Source organism: Rhizobium sp. Root483D2 (assembly GCF_001426685.1).
GTDB classification, from domain to species: Bacteria; Pseudomonadota; Alphaproteobacteria; order Rhizobiales; family Rhizobiaceae; genus Pararhizobium; species Pararhizobium qamdonense.
Genome location: NZ_LMFB01000004.1, coordinates 111,514 through 132,052 on the forward strand (window position 1 = coordinate 111,514; position 20,539 = coordinate 132,052).

The 20,539-nt window shown below is 60.3% G+C and carries 23 protein-coding genes and 2 pseudogenes; 12 read left to right on the forward strand and 13 right to left on the reverse strand.

Annotated features, from left to right (window positions below; translation table 11 throughout):
- Positions 1-44: 44 nt before the first annotated feature.
- The 3 genes from ASD32_RS03285 to ASD32_RS03295 form a co-directional block, all read right to left on the reverse strand.
- The gene (locus ASD32_RS03285) at positions 45-1,988 is read right to left on the reverse strand and encodes a DUF2207 domain-containing protein (RefSeq protein ID WP_060636469.1); all 1,944 of its coding nucleotides are present in this window, start codon (positions 1,986-1,988) and stop codon (positions 45-47) included.
- A 45-nt stretch (positions 1,989-2,033) separates the two neighbouring features.
- Complete coding sequence (locus ASD32_RS03290; RefSeq protein ID WP_060636470.1) at positions 2,034-3,302, reverse strand: 3-phosphoshikimate 1-carboxyvinyltransferase; 1,269 nt, start codon at positions 3,300-3,302, stop codon at positions 2,034-2,036.
- Positions 3,303-3,402: 100 nt separating this feature from the next.
- The gene (locus ASD32_RS03295) at positions 3,403-3,951 is read right to left on the reverse strand and encodes a LemA family protein (RefSeq protein WP_156383041.1); all 549 of its coding nucleotides are present in this window, start codon (positions 3,949-3,951) and stop codon (positions 3,403-3,405) included.
- Positions 3,952-4,157: 206 nt separating this feature from the next.
- On the opposite strand from ASD32_RS03295, the gene ASD32_RS03300 reads away from it, so the two are divergent.
- Positions 4,158-4,355, forward strand: a complete 198-nt coding sequence (locus ASD32_RS03300) for a hypothetical protein (protein ID WP_060636472.1) — start codon at positions 4,158-4,160, stop codon at positions 4,353-4,355.
- Here ASD32_RS03300 and ASD32_RS03305 read toward each other — a convergent pair.
- Positions 4,352-5,353 (reverse strand): sensor domain-containing diguanylate cyclase, encoded by a 1,002-nt coding sequence (locus ASD32_RS03305; RefSeq protein WP_244490089.1) that lies wholly within the window; start codon positions 5,351-5,353, stop codon positions 4,352-4,354. The genes ASD32_RS03300 and ASD32_RS03305 overlap by 4 nt on opposite strands.
- Positions 5,354-5,534: 181 nt before the next feature.
- Positions 5,535-6,497, reverse strand: coding sequence for a glycine--tRNA ligase subunit alpha (locus ASD32_RS03310; RefSeq protein WP_060636473.1), 963 nt, complete (start codon positions 6,495-6,497; stop codon positions 5,535-5,537).
- A gap of 155 nt (positions 6,498-6,652) precedes the next feature.
- Between ASD32_RS03310 and ASD32_RS03315 the strand changes: the two genes are divergently transcribed.
- Together ASD32_RS03315 and ASD32_RS03320 are read left to right on the forward strand one after the other, a co-directional pair.
- On the forward strand, positions 6,653-6,928 hold the full coding sequence (locus tag ASD32_RS03315) for a hypothetical protein (protein ID WP_060636474.1): 276 nt from the start codon (positions 6,653-6,655) through the stop codon (positions 6,926-6,928).
- Positions 6,929-6,933: 5 nt separating this feature from the next.
- Positions 6,934-7,251, forward strand: a complete 318-nt coding sequence (locus ASD32_RS03320) for a type II toxin-antitoxin system RelE/ParE family toxin (protein ID WP_060636475.1) — start codon at positions 6,934-6,936, stop codon at positions 7,249-7,251.
- Positions 7,252-7,253: 2 nt separating this feature from the next.
- Here the strand turns inward: ASD32_RS03320 and ASD32_RS03325 are convergent, their stop codons facing one another.
- Together ASD32_RS03325 and ASD32_RS03330 are read right to left on the reverse strand one after the other, a co-directional pair.
- Entirely contained in the window at positions 7,254-7,442 is a 189-nt protein-coding gene (locus ASD32_RS03325) for a hypothetical protein (RefSeq protein ID WP_060636476.1), read from the reverse strand.
- 25 nt (positions 7,443-7,467) lie between these two features.
- Positions 7,468-8,334, reverse strand: a complete 867-nt coding sequence (locus tag ASD32_RS03330) for a S49 family peptidase (protein ID WP_060636477.1) — start codon at positions 8,332-8,334, stop codon at positions 7,468-7,470.
- A gap of 243 nt (positions 8,335-8,577) precedes the next feature.
- Between ASD32_RS03330 and ASD32_RS30220 the strand changes: the two genes are divergently transcribed.
- Positions 8,578-8,751 carry a hypothetical protein gene (locus tag ASD32_RS30220; RefSeq protein ID WP_200953551.1) on the forward strand — a complete coding sequence of 58 codons (174 nt, stop codon included), beginning with the start codon at positions 8,578-8,580 and terminating at the stop codon, positions 8,749-8,751.
- Complete coding sequence (locus ASD32_RS03335) at positions 8,741-9,364, forward strand: XRE family transcriptional regulator (protein WP_060636478.1); 624 nt, start codon at positions 8,741-8,743, stop codon at positions 9,362-9,364. The genes ASD32_RS30220 and ASD32_RS03335 overlap by 11 nt, the downstream gene beginning before the upstream one ends.
- A gap of 99 nt (positions 9,365-9,463) precedes the next feature.
- On the opposite strand, the gene ASD32_RS29380 is transcribed toward ASD32_RS03335, so the two are convergent.
- The 3 genes from ASD32_RS29380 to ASD32_RS03350 form a co-directional block, all read right to left on the reverse strand.
- A complete protein-coding gene (locus tag ASD32_RS29380; RefSeq protein ID WP_156383042.1) occupies positions 9,464-9,823 on the reverse strand; it encodes a hypothetical protein in 360 nt (119 codons plus the stop codon).
- 173 nt (positions 9,824-9,996) lie between these two features.
- Positions 9,997-10,803: a methyltransferase gene (locus ASD32_RS03345; RefSeq protein ID WP_060636479.1), complete on the reverse strand. Its 807-nt coding sequence runs from the start codon at positions 10,801-10,803 to the stop codon at positions 9,997-9,999.
- Positions 10,800-11,024, reverse strand: coding sequence for a DUF2007 domain-containing protein (locus ASD32_RS03350; protein ID WP_060636480.1), 225 nt, complete (start codon positions 11,022-11,024; stop codon positions 10,800-10,802). Before ASD32_RS03350 ends, ASD32_RS03345 begins: the two co-directional genes overlap by 4 nt.
- 109 nt (positions 11,025-11,133) lie before the next feature.
- Between ASD32_RS03350 and ASD32_RS03355 the strand changes: the two genes are divergently transcribed.
- The 4 genes from ASD32_RS03355 to moaB all read left to right on the forward strand — a co-directional run bounded on the left by ASD32_RS03355 (position 11,134) and on the right by moaB (position 15,729).
- Entirely contained in the window at positions 11,134-12,150 is a 1,017-nt protein-coding gene (locus tag ASD32_RS03355) for a polyprenyl synthetase family protein (protein WP_060636537.1), read from the forward strand.
- A 266-nt stretch (positions 12,151-12,416) separates the two neighbouring features.
- Complete coding sequence (locus ASD32_RS03360) at positions 12,417-14,243, forward strand: tetratricopeptide repeat protein (RefSeq protein ID WP_060636538.1); 1,827 nt, start codon at positions 12,417-12,419, stop codon at positions 14,241-14,243.
- A gap of 12 nt (positions 14,244-14,255) precedes the next feature.
- Positions 14,256-15,200 carry a 4-(cytidine 5'-diphospho)-2-C-methyl-D-erythritol kinase gene (locus ASD32_RS03365; protein WP_060636481.1) on the forward strand — a complete coding sequence of 315 codons (945 nt, stop codon included), beginning with the start codon at positions 14,256-14,258 and terminating at the stop codon, positions 15,198-15,200.
- A complete protein-coding gene (gene moaB / locus ASD32_RS03370) occupies positions 15,187-15,729 on the forward strand; it encodes a molybdenum cofactor biosynthesis protein B (RefSeq protein ID WP_060636482.1) in 543 nt (180 codons plus the stop codon). The genes ASD32_RS03365 and moaB overlap by 14 nt, the downstream gene beginning before the upstream one ends.
- Before the next feature lie 308 nt (positions 15,730-16,037).
- On the opposite strand, the gene ASD32_RS03375 is transcribed toward moaB, so the two are convergent.
- Complete coding sequence (locus ASD32_RS03375) at positions 16,038-16,568, reverse strand: hypothetical protein (RefSeq protein WP_060636483.1); 531 nt, start codon at positions 16,566-16,568, stop codon at positions 16,038-16,040.
- A 208-nt stretch (positions 16,569-16,776) separates the two neighbouring features.
- On the opposite strand from ASD32_RS03375, the gene ASD32_RS03380 reads away from it, so the two are divergent.
- The 3 genes and pseudogenes from ASD32_RS03380 to ASD32_RS30570 all read left to right on the forward strand — a co-directional run.
- Positions 16,777-17,934, forward strand: coding sequence for a PA0069 family radical SAM protein (locus ASD32_RS03380; protein ID WP_060636484.1), 1,158 nt, complete (start codon positions 16,777-16,779; stop codon positions 17,932-17,934).
- A 143-nt stretch (positions 17,935-18,077) separates the two neighbouring features.
- Positions 18,078-18,212: pseudogene (locus tag ASD32_RS30225) on the forward strand (ribonuclease HII); the annotation flags it as partial.
- Between the two features lie 244 nt (positions 18,213-18,456).
- Positions 18,457-18,591, forward strand: a pseudogene (locus ASD32_RS30570) (GNAT family N-acetyltransferase); the annotation flags it as partial.
- A gap of 132 nt (positions 18,592-18,723) precedes the next feature.
- Here the strand turns inward: ASD32_RS30570 and ASD32_RS03385 are convergent.
- Positions 18,724-20,100, reverse strand: a complete 1,377-nt coding sequence (locus tag ASD32_RS03385; protein WP_060636485.1) for a YncE family protein — start codon at positions 20,098-20,100, stop codon at positions 18,724-18,726.
- On the reverse strand, positions 20,097-20,513 hold the full coding sequence (locus ASD32_RS03390) for a DUF305 domain-containing protein (protein WP_082506629.1): 417 nt from the start codon (positions 20,511-20,513) through the stop codon (positions 20,097-20,099). Before ASD32_RS03390 ends, ASD32_RS03385 begins: the two co-directional genes overlap by 4 nt.
- Positions 20,514-20,539 lie beyond the last annotated feature (26 nt).

Below are 20,539 nucleotides of genomic sequence, written 5' to 3' on the forward strand. Positions count from 1 at the left end.
TCGACTGCGTCGCGACCTCCCCCCTCAAGGGGGAGGTGGAAGAGCTACCACCCCCCGCCACCGCCACCGCCACCGCCGCCGCCCGAGAAGCCGCCGCCGCTGGAGAAGCCGGAGGAGGACGAGCTGGGGGGTGGGGGGAGAGATGAGGACATGGTGCTGGCCATGGAGCCGGCGAAACCGCCCATGCGATCGCCAAAGGAGCCGGCGGCGAAGCTGTTGCCGGAATACCAGGCGGGCTGGTAGGCGGCGGCACCGGCGGCAGCGGCCAGAAGCCAGCGGTCGAAGGTGTCCGACCAGGGTCTTTCGACGCCCAGCGCCACGGCATAGGGCAACAGCTTCTCGAAATGCTGCGGCGACATGTCAGGGGCGCCAGCCATATTCATCCGCTCTTTTTCCGCGAGCGTCAGATATTGCCGCAGACCATCGATGCCATCCATCATCTTTGCGCCGATCGGCGTCGGCGCGCCCATCAGATGGAAGAACAGCATGTTGACCAGCACGATACCGCCGACGCCGATCAGAAGCGGGATCTGATGGGCGCTCAGCGCCATGCTGATAACGACAGCAGAAACGCTGAGCGCGCCTGCGACGGCAAAGAATGTGAGAAAGGCCGCGGCAATCAGCGCGCCAATGCGGGTAAACAGGCTGCCGCGCTTGTTGAACAGGCGGCCGATGGCGAGTGCAAACAGCGAGATGATCACCGAGGCTACGACCGGCAGAAGCACCAGTGCGACCGTTGCGCCATCGACAAGGCCCGCGACGAAAATGGCGAGCAGAAACAGAGCCGAGATCGCGATGCCGCCGGCCACATAGGCGGTATTGGCGTGATAGTATCTGTTGCGATGTTCCTTTTCCATGGCAGTGCGGAACTCGGCTCCAGCCTTCTGCACGGCCGGGCCATTGTCCTTGTCGATCGCAAGCTTGCCGCCATTGCGCTGGACAGCCGCCAGAACCGCCGCCTCGCCGGTTGGTAGCGACGGCGGCTTCGGCTTGTCGGTGCGGGTGATCTCCAGCGCGTTCTTAAAGTCCTTGAGGACGACATAGCCTTCGACGGCGAGATTGAGGGCGGCGGCCGACAGCGCTGTCCAGCCCTGGCCGGAAAAACCCCTGTTGTCGATATAGTTGACCAGCGCCGGGGAGATCCCGTCGGGCGCATCCCAGCGCGGGACGATGACGCCGCGGGCCGGATCGCGGCCGACCTTCAGCCACATGCGGGAATAATAGAGCGCGGCGATTACGAAACCGGCGATGGCCAGGATCGCCGGCAGATGATCGTAGAACCACCAGGTCCGTTCCTGCGATACCGACGGCGGATCGATGCTGCCCTTTTGCATCTTGACCGCGATGGTCAGCCCCTCGTTGGCCTCCAGGCGGCGCGTCGTGGTAAAGACCAGCCGGTCGCCATCTTCCAGCGCGCGGGCGTTCTTGTCGGTCGCGCCCTGGCCGCCGGTGAAGATATCCAGCGCCTGCGCCTTCACGCCCGCAGGCAAGGCGACCGTGGCAGAGGCCTCCTCGATCGGAAACGCCCATTGATTGCCGGTCACATTCCAGTACAGCTCGTCATGATCGGGAAAGAAGCGGATCTGGCGGGCGGTCTCGTAGGTAAACTGGAACGTATGCTCGCCATCTTGCAGGAACACGTCCTTGTCGCCGGTATAGATGCGGATGCCACCACTGATATTTTCGGTGCGATAGGGCTCGGCCGCACCGTCGCGCTCAACGGAGATCAGCTTGAAATCCACCTTGACGACGCGGCCAGCCGCATCGGTGACGGTCAGCGGAAAATCGCGGTAGATGCCGCGCTTGATGCGGTCTCCCTCGACATTGGCGGTGATCGTTTCCGTGACGCTCAGCACGCCGCTTTTGGCAACGCCGATGACCGAGCGATAGGATTTAAAAACCTCCTCGGCGCGCGCCAGTCCTGCGGTGGACAACAGGATGGAGAGCAGGAAGAAGATCCGTGCCAGCGCCGCGAAAACACGTGTCATGCGATCGATCCCTCCCCGGCCGGAACAGCCTTATTCGCCTAAACCTTAAGGCCGGTCGCCCTCAAGCCCGACGCCCAGCGATGCAAGCTCATCCCAATAGCGCGGATAGGTCTTGGCGACGCAGCCGGGGTCGAGAATGGCGATGCCCTTGATCTTGAGGCCCGCCAAAGCAAAGCTCATGGCAATCCGGTGATCGGCGAATGTGTCGATATCGGCCGGCAGCGTCTGGCCGGCAAGCGCCGGATCGGAGGCAACCAGCAGATCATCGCCCTCCTCGATGCCGAGGCCTGGGCGGATATTCGAGAGGCCGGTGGACAGGGCGCGCACGCGGTCGCATTCCTTGACACGCAGGTTCTCGATCCCGACGAAACGCACTGGCGTCTCGTTGAAAGCGGCCAGCACGGCAAGTGTTGGAATGGCGTCCTGCATCTGCGAGCCGTCGATGACGGCAGGCATATGCGGGAACGAGGCAATGACCTCATAGGCCTTGGCATCGGGCTGCGAAAACGACGCGGCCGCAACGCCGAGATCGATCCGCCCGCCGGTCAAGACTTCCGCCGCCCAGAGATAGGTCGCAGCCGAGGCATCCGGCTCGATCAGATAATCGGTTGCATGATACCCGCTCGGGGCCACCTGCCAGATCGACGGGCTAACCTGGGTGACTTCGGCGCCAAAGGCGCGCATCGCGGCAACCGTCAGATCGATATAGCCGCGCGCGCCGATCTCCTCGCCGGCAAGCTCGATATTGATGGGGCGGGAGGCACCGGCAGCGGCCATCAACAGGGCGGATACATATTGGCTGGAAAGGCCGGCATCGATGGTGACATGGTCTTCGGCGAAATCGCCGGTGCCGGCGATCGTCACCGGCGGGCAGCCGGTTTCAGCGTCCACCGTCACACCGAGCGAACGCAGTGCCGTGACCAGCGGCGCGATCGGCCGCTTGCGCATATGCTGGTCGCCATCGACCACCACCGTGCCATCAACCAGGGCAGCAGCGGCCGTGAGAAAACGCGTCGCAGTGCCGGCATTGCCGAGGAAAAGCGGCTGTCGCGGCGCCAGAAGCTGGCCGGAACCGGTGACGATGAAGGTGGTATCGTCGGGCTCGGAAATATCCACGCCCATGGCGCGCAGGGCGTCCGCCATATACCGGGTGTCGTCGCTCTTCAAGGCGCCGGTCAGGCGGCTGGTGCCCTTGGCAAGGCCGGCCAGAAGCAGTGCCCGGTTGGTGATCGATTTTGAGCCTGGGGGGCTGACGCGGCCCTCAAGCGGATGGCCTGATGGAAGGATGGTGAGTTTCTGGTCTGCGGCGTTCATGCTCTCGTCTCTTCATGCCCAATGCACGGCCCCTGCGTGGCTGCGCCTGCTCTATCGATCGTGGATAGCCGTCTACGACGGAATGTCTTTTGCGGCTAGATCAAAATTTCACCACGGGGACTGCGCGGTCGGCCTCGTTGGTGATTTCGAAAAAGGCGGCCTTGGTAAATCCGAAGGGACCGGCAATCAGGTTTGACGGGAAGCTTTCCACCTTGACGTTAAGGTCGCGGGCGGCACCGTTATAATAGCGGCGGGCCATCTGTACTTCGCTTTCGATGCTTTCCAGCGACTGCTGCAGTTCGGAGAAGTTCTGATTGGCCTTAAGGTCCGGATAGGCCTCCGCCAGCGCAAACAGCTTGCCAAGCGCCTGGCTGAGCAGGCCCTCCGTTGCTGCGCGGCCGGCAACGTCACCCGCCGGCAAAGACTGCGCCCGGTTTCGAAGCGCGATGACCTCCTCCAGCGTGCCCTTTTCATGGGCGGCGTAACCTTTGACGGTCTCGATCAGATTGGGAATCAGGTCGGCGCGGCGTTTCAGCTGCACGTCGATACCCGACCATGCCTCCTCCTTCACCTGCCGCGCCTTGACCAGGCCGTTATAGACGAAAATCAGGTAGAGGATCACGACCGCAGCAATAGCGAGACCAATCATCAGGGGTTCCTTCCCGAAACCTATGTTTCGCGCAGCTTATGGATCGAATGCCGCCGGTGAAAGACAAATTTCAACCGACTGCCCCAGCCTCCGGCTTTTCTGTGTTTCAACAGGTGAGCCTGTTCCGCCGGGAACCGCGCAAAGGCGCCGTCTGATCGATAGTGCGGTCATCAGATCAACGCCGAACCCCGCAAAGTACCGCCCCCATGAAACCGCTCGCCACCTTCATCAACGTCATCGCCTTTTCAGCGCTGTTTTTCGCCTATGCTCATATCGGCGCGATGGAAAAACCGGCAGGTGTGCGGCGCGCCTTGCAGACCTATGCCGGTCAGCTGCCGACTGGCGCCTTTGCAACGTTGAAGCCTGTCTGGACGATTGGTGTCGAAGCGACCGATCTGATCTAAAGCTGGTCGTTGGAGGCTCTCGCTGGTCCCCATTGCATCTGGTCTTCCGGCGAGGGAACCGTTTCCAGGATCTGCCCGAAACAGACGACGGCCACCCGCTGCTCGCTGGTCTTGGCGATATACATATATTCGTCCGCCCTGCGCACGAAGGACGCGACGGTATCGTCCGGCTTCAGGAACGTCACCCCGACGGCAGCACCTGTATAGGTGACCTTTCCCTCGATGGCGATCGGCTTGAAAACCCGCTCCATCGCATCCTGGATATTCTGCTGTACGTCGGCCGCCAGCTTCAGGTCGATATCGAGCAGAACGACGAATTCATCGCCGCCAATGCGCGCAATGAAATCGGTGGCGCGGAAACTTTCGCGCAGGCGGCTGGCGATCGTTCGCAGCACCTCGTCCCCGGCAGCATGACCCAGGGTGTCGTTCACGGTCTTAAAATCATTGAGATCGACGAAGGCCAGCGCCAGCTTGCGATCGTTCTGCATGCTGCGCGCCACGGATTCGATGACGACTTCGTCAAAACAGGCCCGGTTCGGCAGGCCGGACAGAGCGTCGGTGCGCGCCGATGCCCGAAGCGCATTCTCGATTTCACGCTGCTGGCGGACACGCGCCGAAACATCGACGATGACCTCGACATCGAAGGAGACGCCGTCGACAACGGTTCGCTGCGCCGAGATCAGCGTCGGGATGATCGTGCCGTCGGCATAGACGAGATCGACCTCTTCCAGCTCGTAGGATCCCACTTCCGCAAGCAGGCGGTGGCGGCGATCGCGGGCGGGATTATCGATGGCAGCACCATCAGAGGTCAGCTTCTTGCCGCGGATGTTTTCCCATTTCAGGCCGGTCAGCTTCAGATAGGCATCGTTGACCTTGGCATAGCTCGACGTCCGGGTATCACTGGTTGTGATCGCCATCGCAATCGGTGCGAATTCGAACATCCGCATCAACATCGAAGCCAAAACTTCCGGGGGCAGAATATCCTCGTCGTCCATCATCCGTCCTGAACCTTGTCACTTGAACAAAGCTTAGAACAAACTCCTTAAAAGCTTCCTGAACGCCCCAATGGGCTCAAGCACTTGATTTCGCTTCTTTAAAGAGAGTCATGTGACAGCTCTCGCAAAGATTGCATTTTCGTGACAGATCGCGCGCGTTTATGTTGATTGTGCAGCCCGATCGTCAGGCAGCCGTTTTTGCCAGATTGATGCCGCCCGCGTCCGTCAGAAGGAACGCTTCGCCACAGGCGGTCGCCAGCGTGCGGACACGCAGGATATAGCTCTGGCGTTCCGTCACGGAGATGACGCCGCGTGCATCGAGCAGATTGAACACATGGCTGGCCTTGATGCACTGGTCATAGGCCGGGAAAACGCATTTGTGCAGGATGGCGTTGGCGCCGGTATCGGGCGCGCCGGCCGCCAGAAGTGCCAGGCATTCCCGTTCGGCATCGACGAAATGCTGCTGCAGCATCGCCGTGTTGGCATATTCGAAATTGTGCCTCGAATATTCCTGCTCTGCCTGCAGGAAGACATCGCCGTAGCTGATCTTCTCGTCGCCCTCGCGGCCGTTGAAATTCAGGTCGTAGACATTGTCGACGCCCTGCACATACATGGCGAGACGCTCGAGACCATAGGTCAGCTCTCCCGAAACCGGCGCGCATTCGATGCCGCAGACCTGCTGGAAATAGGTGAACTGCGAGACCTCCATGCCGTCGCACCAGCATTCCCAGCCGAGACCCCAGGCACCCAGCGTCGGGCTTGCCCAGTCATCTTCCACGAAGCGAATATCGTGCAGCAGCGGATCGAGACCGATCGCCTCCAGCGAACCGAGATAGAGTTCCTGCAGGTTCGGCGGATTGGGCTTCAGGATGACCTGATACTGGTAATAATGCTGCAGCCGGTTGGGATTTTCGCCGTAACGCCCGTCGGACGGGCGGCGCGATGGCTGCACATAGGCTGCCCGCCACGGCTTTGGCCCGAGCGCGCGCAAAGTCGTTGCCGGATGGAATGTGCCGGCGCCGACCTCCATATCATAGGGCTGCAGAACCGCGCATCCCTTGTCCGCCCAGTAGGCGTGCAGCGTCAGGATCAGCGCCTGAAACGAGCGCTTGGGGTTCATATGGTCCGGGAGAGCGGCGGCGGTCATGGCATCAGTCCAGGTTGGGATTATCTGGCTGTCTGGTGCCATGATGGGCGCAGAGGGTCAAGGGGCGGGCTTATGGGAACTCCCAGTGCGCGTTGCCTCGTTGCAGGCAATTCACCCGATGTGGTAAGCTAGACAAGAAACCAAGGGACCGGCACATGACCGTCAAAATCCATATCGAACTGGACGACACCCACCGGGAATTTGCAGAGAAAATGGTGGCGGATGGGATCTATCCCTCCGTATCCAGCGTCATCCAGGCCGGGATCGAGCATATGATGCACAATGACGCCGTCACGGCCGACCCATTGGCAGGCATGGCGGATGAAATAAATCGGCGGATGGAACTGCCGAAGGATCAGTGGATACCTTGGGATGGAGACACGCTTTTCCGTGAGATTCGAAGCAAAATCGCCGAAAAATACAAAAGGTAGCCGCAATGGTTTACCGCATCGTCAAGCACCCGCTCATTGATCGCGACATTTATGACATAGCCGATCTTGTCGCGAACTATGCGGGACCTGCCATCGGCGTGGCAAAGGCCAACGACATCGTTCGTGTCATTGATAATCTCGCAGACTTTCCACATATCGGTTCGACGCGGGACGACTTGCGGACGGGCCTACGTGCAATCCCCGCTGGAGAAAAAGGCGTGGTTTGTTTTACCGTCAATGAACGCGATCAAAGCGTTTTCATCATCTGCGTCACCTATGCCGGCGCCGACTGGATGGCGCGGGTCAAGGATCGCGAGGAATAAACTCATTCCGGCTTCTTCAGCCGGTATTCCCCCGTCACCGGGTCCTTGACCAGCGTTCCCTGCGTACCGTTTTCCTGCTGGCGGCGGGCTTCGTTTTGGCGGCGGGTCAGTTTTTCCGCGTCTGCCACGAATTTGCGGTAGCCGATCCAGGCGATGGCTGCAAACAGCAGCAGTATAATCAATTGCGGCATGCGCCTCCCCGTTTCAACTGGAGCTTCAAAGCCCGAAGCGGCCCCATAATGCCTTTTCCTCCGCCACCTCGGCAAGACCAGAAACGGCCGTTACAGCAAAACGCTCGGCCATTCCGCTTGCGATTGCTGCGCCAGGCTGGCGGCGTCCGAACAGGCCGCGCGAGGCGGACACCAGCTGCAACTCGGTCTTTGCGCCGAACCGCTTCTTCAATTCGCTGCGCATGTCGCCGAGGCTATCGACCAGCCCCAGTTCCTGACCGCGCTTGCCGGTCCAGAACAGGCCGGAGAAAATGTCGGGCGTATCAGCCAGCAGATGGCCGCGCCGCGCCTTGACCATGCCGATGAAAATCTCATGGATTTCGAGCTGCAGCCCTTTGAGGAACTCGATATCCTTTTCCTTTTCAGGCTGGAAGGGATCGAGCATCACCTTGTTGGAACCGGCGGTGTAGACACGCCGCTCGACGCCGATCTTCTTCAGAAGTTCCGGAAACCCGAAACCGCCCGACACCACGCCGATGGAGCCGACGATCGAGGTCGGATCGGCAATGATCTCGTCGCCGGCCAGCGCGATCATATAGCCGCCGGACGCGGCCACATCCTCGACGAAGATCAGCACGCGCTTCTTCTTTTCGTCCGCCAGATCACGGATACGCTGGTAGATCAGCCGCGACTGGACGGGGGAGCCGCCGGGAGAATTGATCGATATGGCGACGGCCGGCGCGTCCTTCATCGAGAAGGCCTTTTCGAGCACCGGCGCCACCGTCGCCAGATTGAGCGCCGGACGAAACTGGCTGCCGCCTGCCATGATCGCGCCTTGCAGGCGCACGACGGGGATCGTTAAACCTTGCTTGCGAAAACGTTTCGGCAACAGCTTCCTGAACAGTCCGGCCATCTGAACTCCCTGCATTCATTCCATCATTCTTCGTGTTGGCATGTATGTATTGACGCGGCAAACGCAATGGCCGGAGCGATCATTTCTCCTTCGCATCCCCGCCGCCACTGGAAAGCGCGTTGCGGCAAGCCATGCGGGATTGGCAAAAGATTTCACTTCAGGCCACAAGATTAAACGGCTTGGCCTGTGCTGAAATCGATAAAATTTGTAGATTTCAGACAGCAGTTCCAGCAGGAGACTTTCATGGCAGCCCAGACGGCAACGGTCATCGACTTGCAATCCTATCGGCAATCGCGCGCCAAGGCGGCCTCCTTGCCTGCTGTGGCGGTTCCACATGCCGTGCCGATGCAGCCGATGTTGGTCTGGGTGCCCTATTGGGGCTTCATGCCGGTCATGATGATGGGTCATGGCGCCTAGTCCGCTATTGCAGTTGGCGGAAGAGCTGAAGGTCGATCCCGCCGATGAAATAGCGCTTCTGACCGGACGCAATCTGCGTCGGCTGCGAACCCGGCGCGGGTATTCGCTCGACCGGCTGGCCAAGATTTCCGGTGTCAGCCGTGCCATGCTCGGCCAGATCGAAACCGGCAAGAGCAGTCCGACAATCAGTATTCTGTCCAAGATTGCGCTGGCCCTTGACGTTCCCTGCGGCTCGCTGATCGCCGAGCGCGATGAAACGACATTCTTCTCGCTGAGCCGGGCAAAATCGAAAATCCTGTCCTCGTCCGAAGGGAAATTCCAGACCCGCGCGCTGTTTCCCTTCGAGAGCGAACGACGGGTGGAATTCTACGAGCTGAGGATTGCACCGCATCACGCGGAAAGTGCCGAAGCGCATCAGCATGGCACGGTGGAGAACCTGATCGTCTCGAAAGGGACCGTGGAAATCATCGCCGGCAAGCATCCGCCGCAAATTCTCGGTGAAGGCGATGCGGTGCTGTTTGATGCCGACGTCGTCCATACCTATCGCAACATGACCGGCACCGAAGCCATCCTCTACCTCGTCATGACCTATGCCGAGCAGGTGGGCACCTGAAACACGGCGCCGATTGCGGCAAGATCGTAAACCTTATAGGGCAGACACAAAAAGGGCCCCCGTAACCGGAGGCCCTGAATGGCGTCAGCTTAGGGTGCCTTAGGCAGCCATCGTGCAGCACATCATCATGCCGCCGCACATCATCATCATCGGCATGCCGCCGGACATCATGGACATCATGCGCTTGCAGCATTCCATGAACATGTCCTTGTCCATGCCGTCCATCGGCTTCATTTCGCAGGTCATGCCGTCTGCCGTCATCGTGCAGGACATCATGCCCATCATCATCGCCATCATCATGCCGTTCATCATGGGCATGCCGCCCATCATCGGCATCATGCCGTTCATCATGGGCATGCCACCCATCATCGGCATCATCGGGTTCATCATTCCACCCATCATCGGGTTCATCGGCATCATGTTGTTCATCATCGGCATCATGTTCATGGCGGGGTTCATTGGGCTCTCTCCGGGTTGAATTCACGTCATTTCGTGTCTCAGTGATTTTTGAGATAGATCAACCAATTCAGCGCCACAATATAAAAAATAGTTCTATTATTCTTTCCTCCAATAGAACGGACGCCGCATCCAACAGGACTCCAATATCGCTTAGGATCGCGGATTTTCGTCTGTTATTGCGGAAGCTTCTGGTGCCGCACAGGCGCTTGCCGGCTATACCCGGCGCGGCCGTTGTTCATGTCATCGACGGCACCGGCGAATCTGTGCGTCTGCGCTTCATGCACGATGAGCGGCGCCCGCAAGGTCAGCCGCGCCCGGCTCTGCTTGATGGCGGTGACAAGGATACGGACGGCATTTTCGCCGTCGCGCGGATGCAAAGGCGTGATCTCGATGCCGCCGAAACGGCGGCTGCAGGCGGACATGATCTCGGCGATCGATTGCGGCCGGGCGATCAGCGACAGCTGCCCGCCCGGCCGTGCAATGGCACTGGCCGTGCGGATCCAGGTGTCGAACAGGCCATCGGTCATGGCATGCGCCTCCGCCTTAAGCGCATCCGGCGTCTTGCGGTCTGCTGCATCGTTGAAGGGCGGGTTCATGATCACATGGTCGAAACTGTTATCGGCCAGACCGGCGGCAGCCCTTGCCCTGCCCGTCAGCGAGACGTCGGCCTCCAGAACCGATATGCGCGTGGCCAGCCGGGTATTGGCTTCCAGCGCGAGGCTCCGCCTGGCAAACTGCGCCATCAACGCCGACCGTTCGACCAGGAGCACTTCGGCATGGTCCAGCCGTGAGGCAACCGCCATGCCGGCAGCACCGGCGCCTGCGCCGAGATCGGCGACGCGGCAGGGCCGTTTCGAAACGACCAGAGAGGCAAGCAACATCGCGTCCATGCCGGACCGGTGTCCCTGCCCCAGAGGCTGGATCACTTGAAATTGACCGCGGTGAAAGCTGTCGATGGTTTCGGTTGCCGCCGTCGTCATTCGTCCCGCAATTCCGCCTCAAGTCCAGCGTCGATCAGAAGCTGCCGGGCATCCTCCTCATCGTCCTCGCTGACCAGAAAACGCCGGGGCAACAGGCCCAGCGAACCTTCAAGGATGCTCATGCCCTGATCGGCGATGAAGCAGCCGATGCCGGCATCCTTCATCAGACTTTCGGCAAACGAGAGCACGACGGCGTCGTTGGTGCGGATCAATTCCTTCATTACGGGTCGTTTTCCTGCCTTATTTGGGCAAGCGGGACAATTCGCCTCTTGCCGCCACAAGCCCCCCTTTCTATTGTCCGAACTGGAATTTGAACAGGAGTCCCTTGTGTTGGGCGTAGTGATACCGCTGGAAGACAGCAAAAACAAACAGGCATCGGTCAAGCCGCTCGTCGACCTGACGAAGGCGGACATGGAGCGCGTCAATCAGCTGATCCTGTCCAAGGCGGGATCCGACGTCCAGATGATCCCGGAGGTGGCCAATCACCTGATTTCCTCCGGCGGCAAGCGCCTGCGCCCGATGCTGACGCTCGCGTCCGCCGCGATGTTCGGTTTCACCGGCGATGCCCATATCAAGCTGGCGACCGCCGTCGAATTCATGCACACGGCCACGCTTCTGCACGACGACGTGGTTGACGAGAGCGACCTGCGGCGCGGCAAATCGACGGCGCGGATGATCTGGGGCAACCAGGCCAGCGTGCTGGTCGGCGACTTCCTGCTCGGCCAGGCTTTCCGGATGATGGTCGATGTCGGTTCGCTCGATGCGCTCGACGTTCTGTCGACGGCGGCGTCCGTGATTGCCGAAGGGGAAGTCCTGCAGCTGTCGGTCGCCAAGAACATGGAGACGACGGAGGACGACTATCTGTCCGTCATCCGCGCCAAGACGGCAGCCCTGTTTGCGGCCGCCGCCGAAGTCGGCCCGATCGTTGCCAAGACCGACAAGGCCAGCCGCAATGCGCTGAAATCCTACGGCATGAACCTGGGCCTTGCCTTCCAGCTGGTGGACGACGTGCTCGACTATGGCGGCAAGGCCGCCGATCTCGGCAAGAACACCGGCGACGATTTCCGCGAAGGCAAGATCACGCTTCCGGTCATTCTCTCCTACCGCCGCGGAACCGCCGAGGAGCGCAGTTTCTGGCGCGCCGCCATCGAAGGCGGCGAAAGCAACGATCAGAACCTGGAAAAGGCATTGGGCCTGATCACCCGCTATGGCGGCCTGACGGACACTATCGCGCGGGCACAGCATTATGGCACGATTGCCCGCGATGCGTTGGCGCCGTTGCCGGCATCCCCTTGGAAAGATGCGCTGCTGGAAGTGATCGATTTCTGCATCGAACGGGTCAGCTGAGCCGCCGCTGCAGGGACGCGTTGCAACCTTGAGGAATTTCTTGCCGCACTGCGCCAAAAAAGCCATTCTGTCCTTCCATGCTGTGGCCGCCGGATAGTATCGCTCACGATCGGGTGAGCGAAAATTGACGGCGGTATGTCGAATTGCGTCTTGCCTTGCGTTCAAACCTTTTCCGGTTTGCCGGGTTTTGCGTTATTGATTTGGGACTGATTCCGCGCGAATCCGTGTCGGCGCCAAGGGGTGCCGCCCGTAACGAAAGGCTTGTCATGCGGCAAAAACACCTTCTTCGCCTGCTCAGCGGCGCTGCCTTCCTGGCCTTGGCGTCGCTTTCCGGCGCAGCACCCAGCTTTGCCGAGGAAAAAGCTGCGGTCGAAGAAAGCAAGCCATTCGACTTCAATTCGGTCAACAGCTTTTCGGGCGCGTTTCTCGCTGCCCGCACCGCCGATGTCGACCACGATCTCGACACGGCCACCAAGCTCTACCGCACGGCGCTCGAATTCGAACCCGACAATGTCGATGTCAAGCAGCGGCTGATGATCACCTCGCTGATGAATGGCGATTTCAACACCGGCGCCAAGATTGCCGAAGAGTTGAAGAACGACAGTTCCGTCGAGCGCATCACCACGATCACCCGCGCCGTCGAGGCGATCCGCAAGCGGGAATACCGCCACGCGCAGAAAATCCTCAATTACGAGGGCCCCAACGATCTCGACCGGCTGATGAACGGCCTGCTGCTCGGCTGGGCGAAGGCTGGCGAAGGCAAGCCGAAGGACGCAATCGCCGATATCCAGAAGATGGAAGGACCGGACTGGTTCCGCATCTTCAAATCCTACAACCAGGGCGCCATTGCGCTGGCTGCCGGCGACAAATCCACCGCCCGCTCGAAGCTGAATGATGCCGTGCTCGACCGCGAAGGCGGCGCTGCCGCCCCCGACACGTTCATGCGTGCCGTTATCGCGCTGGCAAAGCTTGAGGCCCGCGACGGCAACAAGCAGAAGGCGCTCGATGCGGTTTCGGTCGGCGAAGGCTTCATCAGCAACTATGCACCGCTGAAGGCCTTGCGCACCTCCATCGACGAGGGCAAACCGCAGGAGCAGCAGGTTCGCAGCGCAACGCAAGGGGCAGCTTCCGTGCTGTTTTCGATCGCTGCCGCGCTCAACCGCGAAGGCGCAGAAGACATCGTCTCGCTTTATCTGCAGACCGCACGGGCGCTCGATCCGGAAAGCGCCGATATCCTCGTCATGCTCGGCGGGATCGCCGAGAACCTGAAGAAGCCGGAACGGGCAATTGCGCTCTACAAGAGCGTGCCGGAAAATTCGCCGATGCGGCGCCTGTCGGAAATGCAACTGGGTCTCAGCCTCGCCTCGATCGGCAAGGTCGATGAGGCCAAGGAACATCTGAAGGAACTGATCGAGCTCGATCCGAAGGACGTTCGCAGCTATCTGGCCTATGGCAGCGTGCTGTCGGATGCCAAGGATTACAAGGAGATGGGGCTGATCTACGACCGTGCGGTCGAGCAGATCGGCCCGGTGCCGCAGCGCAGCGACTGGACGATCTTCTTCCAGCGCGGTATTGCCTATGAGCGCCAGAAAATGTGGGACAAGGCCGAGCCGAGCTTCAAGAAGGCGCTGGACCTCAATCCCGACCAGCCGCAGGTACTGAATTATCTCGGCTATTCTTGGGTCGATATGAATATCAATCTCGAAGAAGGCCTCGGCATGATCCGCAAGGCGGTCGATCTGAAGCCAGATGATGGCTATATCGTCGATTCGCTGGGCTGGGCCTATTTCCGGATGGGCCGTTTTGACGAGGCGGTTGGCGAACTGGAGCGCGCTGTCGAGCTGATGGCCGGCGATGCGACGATCAACGACCATCTGGGCGATGCCTATTGGCGCGTCGGCCGCAAGCTGGAAGCGGTATTCCAGTGGAACCAGGCCTTGGCTCTGAAGCCCGAGGAAGCGGAAATCCCGAAGATCAACGCCAAGATCGAAAGCGGCCTGCCGCCGGTCGAAGCCAAGGTTCCGGCCGCTGCCGAAGCGGGCGACACGCAGCCGAAGAAAGTGGCTCCGGACGTTGCCGGCAAGAAATCCTGATTTCGCCCACCCATGGCACATCAGGACGGCATTTCCGGATTTTCGCTGACGCGGATCGCGCCGGCGAAAATCAACCTGGCCCTGCATGTCGTTGGCCAGCGGGCTGACGGCTATCATCTTCTGGAAAGCCTTGTAACCTTTGCCGATGCGGGAGACCGCATCGGCTTTTCCACATCCGGTGAAGACCGCTTCACCCTGTCCGGCCGTTTTTCCGGCGCACTGCCGCCAACCGGCGACCCCGCTGGAAATCTGGTGCTGAAGGCGCGCGACCTGTTGCGGGCGCATCTCGGCGAAAAGGGCATTCAGGCAGCACCAGTGCATCTGCATCTCGAAAAAAACCTGCCGGTCGCCTCCGGCATCGGTGGCGGCTCGGCCGATGCGGCGGCGACGTTGCTTGGCTTGCTGGAGCTTTGGGGCGTTTCCACCCGGCTTGAAATCCTGCAGGCGATTGCGCTGAAACTGGGCGCCGATGTGCCGATGTGCCTTCGCGGCGAGCCGCTGGTCGCGCGCGGCATAGGGGACTATATCGAGCAGGTCGCAGATTTTCCGTCCTTTCCCATGCTGATCGTCAATCCGCTGAAAGCGGTCTCGACGCCGGTGATTTTCCGGCTTTTGACGAACAAGACCCAGCCGCCGCTGATCATGCCGCAGGACCGGCCGTCGCGCGACGGGTGGATCGACGTTCTCAAAACCCTGCGCAACGATCTGGAACCGCCGGCGCGCACGCTGGAGCCGCAGATCGGGTCGGTCTCGAATGCGCTTGGCCTGACCGGCGCGCATCTGGTGCGGATGTCCGGATCGGGCGCATCCTGCTTTGGGCTTTACGCGAGCCTTGAGGCTCGCGACGAGGCGGCGGCTCTGCTTTCCAGGCAGAACCCGGGATGGTACGTTCTGGCCTGTAACAGTGTTTCCAGCCACAGCTTTGACGGAGAGGAAGAGCACGATGACCGAGGTTAAGGATCAACGGCCCTTCGTTCCGGTCGGGATTGCGATTCTCACTGTTTCTGATACGCGCACGCCGGCCGATGACCGTTCCGGCGATACGCTCGTCGCCCGCATCACGGACGCCGGCCACAGATTGGAAGCCCGCGCCATCGTTGCCGACGACAAGGACAGCATTGCGGCGCAGGTGAAAGCCTGGACGCTGGATGAGGCGATCGACGTGGTGATCACCACCGGCGGAACGGGCTTTACCGGACGCGATGTGACGCCCGAGGCGCTGGAGCCGTTGTTTGAAAAGCGGATGGACGGCTTTTCCGAGGTCTTCCACCGGATTTCCTATGACAAGATCGGCACCTCGACAATCCAGTCGCGGGCCACCGGCGGTGTGGCAAACGCCACCTTCATCTTCGTCCTGCCGGGATCACCCGGCGCCTGCAAGGACGCCTGGGACGGCATTTTGAAGCAGCAGCTCGACTACCGCCACCTGCCCTGCAATTTCGTCGAGATCATGCCCAGGCTGGACGAGCATCTCAAACGCGGCTAACCGCCAAGGGTCGTCAACACCCAACCGTCCCTGTTCCATCCGTAACAGCGCATCACGATGCAGCATCGTAGAACTGTGCCTACCGGAGACGGACACGAGGCGGGCGAAGGACGGGATTACGGAACGCCTCAGTCTCTATCCCGGTCACGGCAGACACCAGGAAAGCGGCGGATTTCACCTCATGAAAGCCGCCACGGCAAGCGATACGACGCGACGGCTGGGTTTCACGCGGCAAGCCATTTTGACGGTCATTTTTTCAATGAAGACAGGGCAGGCTCGCAAGGGCCTGCTCTTTTTGCTGCCTGCCGCTATTCCGCATCCGGACGATTGGCGATTGCCACCCAGGCCGGCACGAGTTCGCTTCCAAGCTTGCGCACCGCCCGTCCATTGGCAAAATCGGCGAGCTGCATCGAGGATTTGGCAATCGCTGCGGCCTGTTGCTTGGAGAGCAGCAAGCCCAGCTCCAATGGCGCCGGCCGCTTGACGATACGCTGCAGGATGGGGCGGCGGTATTGCCGCGACGCAGAAAAGCGCGCCGGCATCTTGTTCAGCGACATATATTCCGCGACATCATCGATCCAGCGCCCTGCAGGCCTTGCACCCGCTTCAAGCAGAAGCAGCCAATCGCCGCGAGCCGAGCGCACGATATCGGTCATGTCCCAGCTGCTGCAGAACCGCGCACCGGCGGCATCCGCCACGCGGCTTGAACCATCCTGCGAGGCATGATCGAGGACGATAACATCGCTCACCAGACCTTCCACGGCACCCGCCACCAGCGCCGACAGCGTCTGCGCCAGTTCAGCCTCATTGTCGCGGGTTTCGGTGATGATCGTCAGCATCGCCGTCCATACCGCATTGCACACAGATTTTCCAGAAGCCCTTCCTATCGCGGTGATTAACTTTTGATTCATGATGAATGCTGGCGCCCTGGCGGCTTCGCGCAACGGCGTTTCGAATTTTTGTTCTTGCATTGTTCTCTTTTTCGCGATAGGAAAATAATCAGAGGATATCGGAAAGTCCGCAAGGACCAGTCCACCGGAGAAACCCATGAACGAGCTGTCTCAGATCAGGCAGGGTGCTTTGGCGCCTGCCAATACGGCAGATATGGCCGAGGCGATGATTGCGGGCTCCGGGCTGCGCATCGAGATCGACCGGCGGCGCGGCCGGGGCGCTGCGATCAATTCGTCCGGCCGGTTCGAGCCGCTGTCGCGCCAGCTGGAGGATGACGGCTGGAACTCGCTGGAGGACTTGCCGAACTTCAAGACCGAGGTTCAGGTCGAAAAGCCGCGCTCGATCATCAGCCGCAACGATTCGCCCGACATCCCGTTCGACCGCTCGGTCAACCCCTACCGGGGATGCGAGCATGGCTGCATCTATTGTTTCGCCCGGCCGACCCATGCCTATATGGGCCTGTCGCCGGGTCTCGATTTCGAGGCCAAGCTGTTTGCCAAGCCGGATGCGGCAAAGCTTCTGGAGCGGGAGCTAGCCAAGCCCGGCTACAAGGTTCGCCCGATCGCCATCGGCACCAATACCGATCCCTACCAGCCGATCGAGAAGGAATGGCGGATCATGCGCCAGGTCCTCGAAGTGCTCAAAGCTGCCGATCACCCGGTGATGATCGTCACCAAATCGGCGATGGTGATGCGCGATATCGATATCCTGGCGCCGATGGCCGAGAAGGGGCTGGCCAAGGTCGGCCTGTCGGTGACGACGCTCGACCGCAAGCTTGCCCGGTTGATGGAGCCGAGAGCATCGACGCCGTCGAAACGCCTGGAAGCGATCAAGGCGCTCGCCGATGCCGGAATTCCCGCAACGGTGATGATGGCCCCGGTCATTCCGGCGCTGAACGACCATGAGATCGAGCGGGTGCTGGACGCCGGCAAGGCGGCGGGTGCGATGAGCGCCAGCTATGTGCTCTTGCGCCTGCCGATCGAAGTCAGCCCGCTGTTTCGCGACTGGCTGCTGCGCAACTATCCCGATCGCTACCGCCATGTCATGTCGCTGGTCCGTTCGATGCGCGGCGGCAAGGATTACGATGCGGAGTTCGGCAAGCGCATGAAAGGGGCTGGGCCCTATGCCTGGCAGATCGGCCGCCGGTTCGAGCTTGCCGCCAAGCGGCTGGAACTGAACGTCACGCGGCGCCCGCTGAACTGCGAGCTGTTCGTGCCGCCGCTCGGTACCGGCGTGCAACTCTCGCTGCTCTGACGGCGGACAAGGATTGCTCCGGGACTGTCCCGGAGATCGAAATACCGGTGCTGCACACCCGCAGCAGCAGCGGTCATCCTCCGGCAATTGCCTCCTTGCCGAAGGACTTGCAGGGAATCGGGCTTGTGTGCGAGTTTCGCCGCATGTCACGACGCACACAGTCCGATTCCCCTTTTCTTTTCGAGACGATCGAAGGGCCCGATTTCAGCTTCGAACTCGCCGGGCGCCGCGATGGGCTCTGGCCGGTCGCTGGCACGGATGAAGCCGGACGCGGCCCGCACTTACCAGCTGGGAATATACGATTACTTTAAACTGTATGATCGCCACGCATTATGGCGTGGTATATATACCATTTGCCTGTACGATTAGGTTGCGCGAGAAATCACGCGTGCATCAAGCGAAATCTGTTGGTGAGCTTATCTTGCGTCACGACTCCCCGAATAAAATGCGTGGCACATGACAATTACATGGTCGTAGTACGGGACGACAGCGCTCAAACGGAGCAACATTACGAGTTGAGGAGGTCGCTTCGGGTTTCATCCTGACGCCTCGCTCCAGTTTCCAGGCGTTCCTCAAGAGTATTTCCAACGCCTAGCTTTCTCAGATGACAAGCGTGATGGGGTGGTGCGCTATCATTCTGCATTCTACGGGGAATAGTCACTTTTGGCATAGCCCTGCCGAGGCCTTGGTCTGCAGTCGGCCAAACAGGTCATCTGCTTGCTCTAATAGCGGCAGGCGCACGCCGTTCAAGGAAATAGCACTACGCCTGCGGCTCTCCAACCGACAATCCTATCGAGACTTCAAAACGGCATCCTTCGATGGTTTGGCACCTTCGACCAGGATCACGTTGGGAGATGCTGACGCTTCACCCGCATTGACGATCGCGCGTGTGGGGCTGGTTGCGGATGCCATCGCGGCCCCCTTGGCATCGGTCTTGAAGGCGACGATCGGTTCCGGCTGGCCTTCGAAGAGCAGCGTGTAAGTGGTGTCCGGCTTCAGCTTGGAAACGCTGACGTCGACGATATCGATCAAACCGAGATTGCGCGAAACGATCATGCCGCTGCCCTCCATATTCTCTGCGGGCTTGAGCCTGAGGGTGATGTTCTCGGGCATATCCTTTCGCGGCTCCAAGTTTTGACGGCCATCACCGCCCACAACTGCGTCGGGAACATAGATCAGGGCCTGCGGAGCTTGGCCGGAGGGGATGTGGGCGATCTTCGTCTGCTTTTCGGTGTCGATGACATCGATCGCATCGCCATTCTCCAGTCCGACATAGATACGGCTGCCGTCTCCGGAGCCCCAGATGCCATGCGGAAGCGCACCGACCGGTATGGTCGAGACCAGTTTGGCTTCATCATCGAGTGTGTAGACTTTCACGACATTCTCGCCGCCAATGGTCACGTAAGCGAGGGTGCCAGCGGGTGTCTTGGCAAAGGCCAGATGGTTTGTGATCGGGCCGGTATCGATAACACCCTTGACCTCGAGGGTTTTGGTATCGATCCGCGTTACCTTGCCGACGTCCTTGTGGGTCAGCCAGGCTTCCTTGCCGTTGGGCGTGACCTGTATGAACGGTGAGAAGGGCGACACGACCGGGATGGCAGCTAGCAGCTTTTTCGACGCCACGTCGAAGACCTGGACGACGGGGTTGAAGCTGTTTGCGACGAAGGCGCGCTTGCTGTCGGGCGCGAAGATCGTCATGCCGGGGCCACTCTCCGTCTTGATCCGATCGGTCTCCTTGAACGTCTTGGCGTCGATGACCGACAGGTAGTCTTCTCCACGCACCGTCACCCAGACATGCTTGCCATCGGGTGTGAAGAAGGCTTCGTGCGGGTTGCGGCCGATATAGGTCACACCCTTCACCTTGTTGGTCGCGGTATCGATGAAGGTCACCGAATTGGTAACGGTGGAGACAGCAACGATTGTTTTATGGTCCGGCGAGAAGCCGAGACCGTGAACATTGACCTCGCCCTTGTAGAGAGGGCTCAGGACGTTCGGCCTTGGATCACCCAGCTTGATCAGACCCAGAAGCGTGTTCGTCGAGGGATCGATGACGGAAACCGTGTTGCTGTTCTGGTCGGCGGCATAGACTCGATCCTTGGCGTCCGGAAGAGCCAGGGCGGGAGATGCTGCGAGTGCGGACATCAGAACCAGGATGGAACGTTTCATTTTACTGTCTCCGGAGTTGCGGCAGGTTGATTGCCCGACTTATCAAGCATCGCGTGCATCAGTTGAATCTCATAGGTCTGCTCGGTGATGATCGATTGAGCGAGGTTTCGAATTTGCGGGTCTTTCGTGCTGACCAGAACCGCCTTGGCCATATCGACAGCGCCCTGATGATGCGGGATCATTTGCGCCAGGAAGTCCCTGTCCGGATTTCCGCTCTCCGAAACCGACATCATGCCGGCATGCATCTTTTCCATTGCAGCCTTCATGCTTGCCGAGAACGCATCTGCTGTTTCATTCTTGCCCGCCGGTTCGGGCTGATGATGCTGGTGCTGCTGTTCTGACAAGGCGGGGCTGAGGGAACAGAGGCTTATGCCGACCGCCGTTGCGATAAGAACTGTGACTTTGGCGCGCATGAGGTCTTCCTTTCGACAATAATGGG

Coding starts and splice junctions, on each gene's coding strand:
- ASD32_RS03360 (WP_060636538.1), top strand. CDS start 12,417: ATGCGGCAAAAACACCTTCTTCGCCTGCTCAGCGGCGCTGCCTTCCTG.
- ASD32_RS03320 (WP_060636475.1), top strand. CDS start 6,934: ATGGTTTACCGCATCGTCAAGCACCCGCTCATTGATCGCGACATTTAT.
- ASD32_RS03330 (WP_060636477.1), bottom strand. CDS start 8,334: ATGGCCGGACTGTTCAGGAAGCTGTTGCCGAAACGTTTTCGCAAGCAA.
- ASD32_RS29380 (WP_156383042.1), bottom strand. CDS start 9,823: ATGAACCCCGCCATGAACATGATGCCGATGATGAACAACATGATGCCG.
- ASD32_RS03385 (WP_060636485.1), bottom strand. CDS start 20,100: ATGAAACGTTCCATCCTGGTTCTGATGTCCGCACTCGCAGCATCTCCC.
- ASD32_RS03290 (WP_060636470.1), bottom strand. CDS start 3,302: ATGAACGCCGCAGACCAGAAACTCACCATCCTTCCATCAGGCCATCCG.
- ASD32_RS03310 (WP_060636473.1), bottom strand. CDS start 6,497: ATGACCGCCGCCGCTCTCCCGGACCATATGAACCCCAAGCGCTCGTTT.
- ASD32_RS03325 (WP_060636476.1), bottom strand. CDS start 7,442: ATGCCGCAATTGATTATACTGCTGCTGTTTGCAGCCATCGCCTGGATC.
- ASD32_RS03295 (WP_156383041.1), bottom strand. CDS start 3,951: ATGATTGGTCTCGCTATTGCTGCGGTCGTGATCCTCTACCTGATTTTC.
- ASD32_RS03380 (WP_060636484.1), top strand. CDS start 16,777: ATGAACGAGCTGTCTCAGATCAGGCAGGGTGCTTTGGCGCCTGCCAAT.
- moaB (WP_060636482.1), top strand. CDS start 15,187: ATGACCGAGGTTAAGGATCAACGGCCCTTCGTTCCGGTCGGGATTGCG.
- ASD32_RS03375 (WP_060636483.1), bottom strand. CDS start 16,568: ATGCTGACGATCATCACCGAAACCCGCGACAATGAGGCTGAACTGGCG.
- ASD32_RS03390 (WP_082506629.1), bottom strand. CDS start 20,513: ATGCGCGCCAAAGTCACAGTTCTTATCGCAACGGCGGTCGGCATAAGC.
- ASD32_RS03300 (WP_060636472.1), top strand. CDS start 4,158: ATGAAACCGCTCGCCACCTTCATCAACGTCATCGCCTTTTCAGCGCTG.
- ASD32_RS03335 (WP_060636478.1), top strand. CDS start 8,741: ATGGCGCCTAGTCCGCTATTGCAGTTGGCGGAAGAGCTGAAGGTCGAT.
- ASD32_RS03345 (WP_060636479.1), bottom strand. CDS start 10,803: ATGACGACGGCGGCAACCGAAACCATCGACAGCTTTCACCGCGGTCAA.
- ASD32_RS03365 (WP_060636481.1), top strand. CDS start 14,256: ATGGCACATCAGGACGGCATTTCCGGATTTTCGCTGACGCGGATCGCG.
- ASD32_RS30220 (WP_200953551.1), top strand. CDS start 8,578: ATGGCAGCCCAGACGGCAACGGTCATCGACTTGCAATCCTATCGGCAA.
- ASD32_RS03305 (WP_244490089.1), bottom strand. CDS start 5,353: ATGATGGACGACGAGGATATTCTGCCCCCGGAAGTTTTGGCTTCGATG.
- ASD32_RS03285 (WP_060636469.1), bottom strand. CDS start 1,988: ATGACACGTGTTTTCGCGGCGCTGGCACGGATCTTCTTCCTGCTCTCC.
- ASD32_RS03350 (WP_060636480.1), bottom strand. CDS start 11,024: ATGAAGGAATTGATCCGCACCAACGACGCCGTCGTGCTCTCGTTTGCC.
- ASD32_RS03315 (WP_060636474.1), top strand. CDS start 6,653: ATGACCGTCAAAATCCATATCGAACTGGACGACACCCACCGGGAATTT.